This window comes from Pediococcus stilesii (assembly GCF_001437075.1).
Taxonomy (GTDB): domain Bacteria; phylum Bacillota; class Bacilli; order Lactobacillales; family Lactobacillaceae; genus Pediococcus; species Pediococcus stilesii.
The window spans coordinates 1-7405 of sequence record NZ_JQBX01000033.1 but is presented as its reverse complement, the minus strand read 5'-3'; the positions used below and the strand labels follow the sequence as shown (position 1 = coordinate 7405).

The following is a 7405-nucleotide window of genomic DNA, read 5'->3' as shown; positions in this document are numbered from 1 at the left end:
CAACTCCCGTAGTATAATGGTATTATTCGAATACATAATATTACGGGTGTCTCTCATTTGATGAGGGATGCTTTTTTCTATGCTTTCATCTTGGTTGAATAGTTGGTTGCCCTGACATAATCCAAACACTGCAATCGCATTGACGTCCTAAGTTAAACTTAGATCGTTCATGGTTACTTACTTGGTTGTCAGTCGATTGTCATGAACTTGTCAGTCTCTTTATACTGATATCTTTTAAACGCTGATATGAGGCAATTAGAGGGGTCTATTTTGATTGACAGTTTTCAACAATTAATAAGACCGTGGTGTATTCCGTGGTGCAATATTCAACAAAAACCATCCCTGTACGTCTCAATGATGTAGCTTTGAAGCTGGTGCGTTATTTTTAATTTTAGGTGTTCACTTAAACTAAAATATGCTGTTCACTTTGATGTTCAAATCGTTGTTCAGAGTATTATTCATCAAAACAAGGAAACAGACGTTAAACGTTTGATATACCTAAGTTTATCCGTTGTCCCGTCTGTTGTACTTATCCTATAAATTAGGTGTTCACTCACCTGTTTATTTACCGTTCCCTTAATGCTCAAATTCTATTCCGTACCGTTTAAATGAGCCTACTTCGTTATTCTGGTTTGACCATATCTCATAGCTATTACTTTTGGTCGGTTATAAGGTATGTTCTTTGTTTGTATTCATGCTTTGATAGTTCTGGCGGTCATGAATCCTAACATGTTTTTAGGGCTTCTTAAAGCGTTGTTTAAGTCCTATAATTTTACATCTTAATTCCACCTTTCTTAAATTACTTTTTATAGTTTTACAATTACTTTCAACTATCGCTACATAGTGATTGATCTGGTCATTAAGTTTACGTCCTTCGTCTGCTGACCGCTTTAATTGCCATTCACTGGTGGAATTATAATACAGTTCCTCCCACCGATCATATTCATCCCGTGCTTTCTTACATTCTTTGATCGCTACGTCATTCATTAAATTCAGGCTATTAATCTGACAAGCCATCTTATAAGCTTTCTGATCTGCGTAGTTAAATATTGCTAGAGTTTCATTATCAAATGTCATCACTTTTCCTCTTTTCTATTTAAGCCTTTAACAACCCATTCATAATTAACTCGACTAGGCACCTTGTTAACAGTTAAATAACCCGCTTCTTGTAGCTCTCTTCTGGCTTTAATAAACCTGACTCGTTTAAGTTGTGCTCTCTGCATTAACTTGTCTTGTTTAACGTTCATTCCATCATTTACTAATATTAAAGTTAGTAATCCAACTGCCGTAGCTGACACATTGCCACTTTTGGCAACGTCTTTAATTAAACTTTCTGAATTAGTAATATTTGTTGTTTTTATTAATGCCATTTATATGACCTCTTTCTGTTTTAACAAGGCCGTGATATGGATGTCCATATTATGGATATCCATACTGTGGACCGCATAATAAGTAATAATTTAAACTAATAATAATATAAATAAAGAATAAAAGAGAAAAGGTGGATTGCATCCACCGACACTTTTTTATCAATTCCAAACATAGCTATTGTTATCTAAATCATCTTCTAAAAATTCTTCTTCATCATGAAACCCCAAAGTATCGTAGATAGATGATCCATTATTACTAAGTTGATTACTATTAATATCGTCTAGTGTAAATAGTTGTTTAGATATCCAATCATCAATAACATTACTAAAATACTTAACTGGATTAGGTTTCTTGTGAACCGACTTAATTAAGGCTACTTTGATAATCCTTGAAATATCTTTAGTATCATATCCACGTTGTTCATTCGAAGCATGTTCGTACTTACCAGATATATTAAAAAGTTCTTGAACCCCTGAACCACCTAAAGAGATATAAGGGGATGCCTCAATAAAAGAAGTTAGATCAGACTGGAGTAAAGGAGAAAGTTCAAAAACCATTCCGCCCCCGCCGTCCGTTGATCCCGTATCACTGCTTTTTACTGGCGTTTCATTTATAGTCCACTCACTATCTGCACCCTTACCAACCTTAATTGTCTTAATGGAGAGATAACCTTTCTCTTTCAATTCATTAATAGCGTTGTTGTAATAGGTTTTAGATAATCCGGATCGTTTCATTATTTCTTTTCTGTTGAATTTCCAATTATCTTGATTGGATAGCAGTACTACTAATAGTCCCAAAGCATTCATAGAAAGGCCACTCCTTATTGTCAAATTACTGATCATGGTATAGGGATGCTTTTCATCATGCGCATCACGTTTTATAGTCATTAGCTACCTCCGCACATTCTCATCCCTTTCCTTTTGACTCTTGATTACTCTTTAATTCAACTGTTTGCATTTGTGTCACACCATCCGAAACTTTTTCTAGCTTATCCATTAAAATGTATGATAAATAAGTCATTCGCTGTTGAAGTCGGTCAAACTCCCATAATCTGGAAGAATCATTTTCTGTTTTTGAAATATTATCTAAATATTCCGTGTTAGTTTCTAATAGCGACTTAGATACATTTAATTCATACGTTAAATCATCAAAGTCCATCATGCTTTCGTTTTCCATTTTTCCAATTCCTCCAATTATGTTAGAATTGAAGACAATAAAAACGCTGTTCAAACGTTATTATTCCTCCACTCATTATTGCCGTGATGAGTGGTTTTTTTGTCTTCAATTTTCATTAGTTACATTTCCTATTTATTCAAATAAATCTTTGCTATTAACGCCGACCCAACAAAACACGAGTGCTGTCACTACTATTTTTAAAAACAACATTAGTTCCGCCTCCGCAAGCTTTCCTAAATTTTATTTTCGTCCATAAACTTATCTAAATCTTGTTTATCAATCCTCTGTAAGCCATCTAAATCAATCACTTTTAGTCCTGCATTGATAAACTTCTTTTTAAACGTATTTTCGGCCACGTTTGCGTACTTTGAAGCCGTTTTGATATTCATATACCGACCGAACGTTTGACGCTTAGAAACGTCTTTAAATGCCTCCTGTGCACTCTGTAGAAAAGTAGCCTTAATCTGGTTCATTGCTTGGTCGTCAATCTCCATGGGAATTACTGCCATTATGCTTTACCTACTTTCTCTGGAATGGTTAGCGTGGTTTGATAGATCACACCTTTATTATTGAGAACCTCTTTAATTTCTTGATACGTCATCCCTAAATCGATTAAAGTTGTTAGTTGATTTTGTCGTTTATTCAATGCTGATAACTCTTTCTCATTCAGGAAGTCCAAAGGAGTAGCTTTTTTATCCACTCCTCTAGCCTGCCTTAACTTACTAACATCAAAGCCTAAAGCCGTTTTGTATAACAGCTTTGTGAAGTTACTGTATACGTACCATTCTCCACCGATTACAGAGCTTTCTTTAATGGCGTCTGTCATTTCACGTCTGCCAACTTTACCGCTTGTACGTATTAACTGACGTTGTAATAACTCTGTTTTCATAGCGTAGAACTGACGAACTAACTCAACTTTAAAATCTGCTACAGTTTCCGTGTTATCTAAGAAAGTAATTAACAGGGTCGCTTGTTCTTCATTAAATAAATAAACTTTCTTAGGTCGTCCACCTTTAGAATTTTTAGGAGGTTTACGCATTTCAAATGCAATTACTCCAAATTTTTCTAATCTATGCTTGTGCGTTTTGACTAGTTGTTGAATCGTGTGACGATTAACGTTCGCATATTCAGCAATAACATCACTTGTTGTAAATGGTTCATCATACAAGTTCATTGATTCCGTAAATACTACTTCTGTTTGTTTCATCCCCTCTGCCTCCTTATGAGTTCTTGGACTCTTCTTTAGGATCTGGTACATACTCAATTAAGTCGCTTAATGGTATCTGTAAATAATCGCAAATTGCTTTGTATACTTTCATTCCCACGTTTTCATCTTGCCTATGATAAATTTTTGAAATAGTATTTCTGTGGACTCCTGTACCTTCCGATACTTCTCCAATCGTGATTAATCGTGCTCCCAAAATAGTTGATAAATTATTCATACATTACCTCCGTTTTCTATGTTGATATGCATCAGCACATTTATATTAGTTATAGCACATCGATAATAATATATCGTGATTTTTTATATGTCAATAGGCAGTTGCACAATAATATTTTAAAATGCTATAATCACTTCATATTGAGGAGATGAACTTTGTATGTTAGCAAATAGACTAAATATCCTTTTAGCTGAGCGACAACTAACTAATAAGCAGGTGGTTAACGATACTGGTATCTCAAGAAACACAATTTCCAATATTGTTAATAATCCAAATGCAAATATTTCAAATGAAACAATAGACGTTTTATGTAATTATCTAGAAATAAGCCCTTCTGATTTTTTTGAATACGCACCTTTTCTTATCGACTTTGAGTATAAAGTAACCGTTCCAATAAGTTCTTATTCCAATAATTCATACCCCCTGATACGGCTGAATATCACTTCTGGAGCCAGTGAACTAACTTGCGATTTTATTTACGAATTTGATCCTTCTGATGACTCAAATATTCTTGCTACTGAGGGGGATGGTTATTTTAAAAAAATTTACGATACACTTCCCTTATCGTTTAAAACCCACGTTATTAATCAGATTATAGACGGGGCTAAAAAATTCATTACAACAAAAAACGTTCATGGATTTAAAAAGGGGGACACTTTTAAAATTTCTATTGATGGCTTAGATTCTAATGGCTATGACGTAATGCACAAACGCTTCATCCTTTGAAAGCTATGCTAAATTAATTAAGGGATGTCATTCATGTAAGATTATTCCCCAATTTCGGGGAAAATTGTGAAGGGTGGAAATGTATCTTTTTGAAAGATGTCCCCAATTTTGGGGAGATGTTAGACGTGCGTAATTTTGCGCAAATGTGTTAATTAAGCTGAATGTTCAGCCGATTAGAAAGATGCTGTTAATTTTAACGAGATGTTAGATCAGCTCAATTTTGAGCATATTGAAAAAGACCTATCCAATTCTGGATAAATCTTCAATCAGTTTTTATGTAATTCCGTTATCCCTCAAATGGATATCGAGCCTTGGACAATCTCATCCGCTAAATATATTTTTCACTGTCAAATTTTCGACTACGAAACGTAATATTTTAATTGTGCTGAGCCGAATTTTCGGTTGAGTGATTAATACATAGATCTTAATTATCGTACTTATCAAGGGATGTACTGAACGGATTTCTCCGCTTAGCAAGTGTTATAACAAGGTCTGCCGAATTTTCGGCCACCATTACTTTTCGCCGAAATTGGCGAATAACATTTACTATTACTTTCTCCCGAAATTGGGAAAAAGTCCAAAATCTGAAGACTTTAAAAGCTGTACATATTTTATTAGGAGTTGTTTTTAAGTGATAAAAGAGTTTAAAGAATTTATTTCTCGTGGTAACGTTCTAGATTTAGCTGTTGGTGTTATTATCGGTGGTGCTTTTACATCAATCGTAAAAGCTCTAGTTAACTATTTAATCAATCCTCTTATTGGCTTATGTGTTGGTGGTATTGATTTTTCCGATTGGAGTTTCAAAGTGTTTGATGCAACATTTAAAATTGGAAGTTTTATTAATTCTGTCATCAACTTTTTAATTATTGCATTCGTTGTATTCTTAATTGTGAAATTCGTAAATAAATTAATGCCTAAAAAGGAAGAAGAAGAAGAGGTCATCCCTGATAATACCGAGCTGTATTTGAAAGAAATAAGAGATGCATTAGTTAATAAATCAGATTCTTCAACTTTTAACAACGAGGAACCTAACAAATAATTATTCGAGGCAATTATGCTATCAAAAATTCTTTTTCTTATTGGAGCAATTATTTTTCTTATTGGGCCTTACATAATAATATTAGGCCAAACTTTGATAATTACTCGTCCTTTTTTAAAAAACGATAGTATAGGTTTTCGCATTTTTTGGGGTGTTATCTTCATGTGCATTGGTCTAATACTAGTAATACTTTCGAAGCCTTGATCGTCTTTACAAGAATTCCTAAGTCGATCAAGTCTATCTCACCTATGGTTAGCACGTCTCTGTTCGATTCAGAGAGTGGGAGTAAGGGATGCTGTTCATTCATCCCTAATCATTGCTAAATCACTATCATAGTTTAAAGCCTCCGCAAGCTTCCATGTTATGGAGTGATTAAAATGGCAAAAGTACAAAAGTATCTTGATAAAGATGGCAACACTAAGTACATGTTTCAACTATATATGGGTATTGATCCACAGACTGGGAAAAAGAAACGAACTCGTAGACGTGGTTTTAAGACAAAAAAAGAAGCTACTCTTGCTCTATCCCGCTTGACGTTGGAATTAGAGAACAAAAGTAGCTTGCCTACTGAAAACAATATTTTATTTAGTGAAGTTTATTCCGAGTGGTACGAACAATATACTAATACTGTCCGTGAAAGTACTTGGAATAGAACCGCAGGAATGTTTAATAACCATATTTTACCAGAGTTTGGCAATAAACGTATTAGAACTATCACAATAGCTCAATGTCAAAAGGCTCTTAACAAGTGGTTCAAAGCCGTTTCTCGCAATTATAAACGCTGGTATAACTATGTTATTCAAGTATTTGATTTCGCCTTAAAACGTGGATATATCGAGCGCAACGTGGCTAAATTAGTTACGATGCCTAAGAAAGCCGAGCAAAGTGGTGATAAACCTTTAAACTTCTGGTCTAGGGATGAACTACAACACTTTTTTAATTGCGTGGATGCTAAACAAGAACTTGAAAAGTTTACTTTATTTAGAGTTCTAGCATTTACGGGGATTAGACGTGGCGAATGCCTTGCTCTTACGTGGAATGATATTGATTTCAGTAACTCCACCATGCGTATTAATAAGACACTCACACAAGGTAAGAATGGCAAACAGATTATACAAGCTCCCAAGACTGCCCATGGACGTAGAACAATTGACTTAGACCCTGAAACACTTTCTTTTCTAAAAGAGTGGCGTAAACATCAGCGACAATATTATTTGATGCTAGGATTTAATACTCTGCATGAAGAACAATTAATCTTTGCTAACAGCAAAAACAAATATAAGTCATTAAATACGCCTGCTAAATGGCTATCTAAAATAATTAAGGATCATGACTTAAAACCGATTACGATTCATGGCTTTAGGCATACACATGCTTCTGCTCTGTTCTCTGCCGGTGCAAGTATTAAAGAAGTTCAAACAAGATTAGGTCATAGCGATGTACAGACCACTTTGAACATCTATACGCACGTCACAAAAGAACAGAATAAAGAAGCTGTTCAGAAGTTGGCCAACTACCTAAATTTCTAGTAAAGGGAAGCCAAAGGGGTAGCCAACTACCATATACACACAATAGAATAGCCCGTAATTACTGGTGTTAAGCGGTTTTGAAAAGTTGGTACTCAAACCCCTGACCACCCATCAAAACACGA

10 protein-coding genes are annotated in these 7405 nt (G+C 34.7%); 3 read left to right on the top strand and 7 right to left on the bottom strand.

Annotated elements, in window-relative coordinates; all coding sequences use genetic code 11:
- Window positions 1-735 precede the first annotated feature (735 nt).
- The 7 genes from IV81_RS09045 to IV81_RS09015 form a co-directional block, all read right to left on the bottom strand.
- On the bottom strand, window positions 736-1077 hold the full coding sequence (locus tag IV81_RS09045; RefSeq protein WP_057804391.1) for a hypothetical protein: 342 nt from the start codon (window positions 1075-1077) through the stop codon (window positions 736-738).
- Window positions 1077-1370 carry a hypothetical protein gene (locus IV81_RS09040; RefSeq protein WP_057804389.1) on the bottom strand — a complete coding sequence of 98 codons (294 nt, stop codon included), beginning with the start codon at window positions 1368-1370 and terminating at the stop codon, window positions 1077-1079. Before IV81_RS09040 ends, IV81_RS09045 begins: the two co-directional genes overlap by 1 nt.
- 159 nt (window positions 1371-1529) lie before the next feature.
- Entirely contained in the window at window positions 1530-2258 is a 729-nt protein-coding gene (locus tag IV81_RS09035) for a helix-turn-helix domain-containing protein (protein WP_057804387.1), read from the bottom strand.
- A 19-nt stretch (window positions 2259-2277) separates the two neighbouring features.
- The gene (locus IV81_RS09030; RefSeq protein WP_157059769.1) at window positions 2278-2547 is read right to left on the bottom strand and encodes a hypothetical protein; all 270 of its coding nucleotides are present in this window, start codon (window positions 2545-2547) and stop codon (window positions 2278-2280) included.
- 233 nt (window positions 2548-2780) lie between these two features.
- Window positions 2781-3056 (bottom strand): MerR family transcriptional regulator, encoded by a 276-nt coding sequence (locus tag IV81_RS09025; RefSeq protein WP_057804383.1) that lies wholly within the window; start codon window positions 3054-3056, stop codon window positions 2781-2783.
- Window positions 3056-3754: a Rha family transcriptional regulator gene (locus IV81_RS09020; RefSeq protein WP_057804380.1), complete on the bottom strand. Its 699-nt coding sequence runs from the start codon at window positions 3752-3754 to the stop codon at window positions 3056-3058. Before IV81_RS09020 ends, IV81_RS09025 begins: the two co-directional genes overlap by 1 nt.
- A gap of 13 nt (window positions 3755-3767) precedes the next feature.
- Window positions 3768-3989 carry a helix-turn-helix domain-containing protein gene (locus tag IV81_RS09015; protein WP_057804378.1) on the bottom strand — a complete coding sequence of 74 codons (222 nt, stop codon included), beginning with the start codon at window positions 3987-3989 and terminating at the stop codon, window positions 3768-3770.
- Window positions 3990-4148: 159 nt separating this feature from the next.
- Here IV81_RS09015 and IV81_RS09010 point away from each other — a divergent pair, with 159 nt between their 5' ends.
- The 3 genes from IV81_RS09010 (at window position 4149) to IV81_RS08995 (ending at window position 7283) form a co-directional block, all read left to right on the top strand.
- Entirely contained in the window at window positions 4149-4715 is a 567-nt protein-coding gene (locus IV81_RS09010) for a helix-turn-helix domain-containing protein (protein ID WP_057804376.1), read from the top strand.
- Between the two features lie 631 nt (window positions 4716-5346).
- Window positions 5347-5754, top strand: a complete 408-nt coding sequence (mscL, locus tag IV81_RS09005) for a large-conductance mechanosensitive channel protein MscL (protein ID WP_057804374.1) — start codon at window positions 5347-5349, stop codon at window positions 5752-5754.
- Window positions 5755-6131: 377 nt separating this feature from the next.
- Window positions 6132-7283 carry a site-specific integrase gene (locus IV81_RS08995; RefSeq protein ID WP_057804370.1) on the top strand — a complete coding sequence of 384 codons (1152 nt, stop codon included), beginning with the start codon at window positions 6132-6134 and terminating at the stop codon, window positions 7281-7283.
- The last annotated feature ends 122 nt before the right edge of the window (window positions 7284-7405 follow it).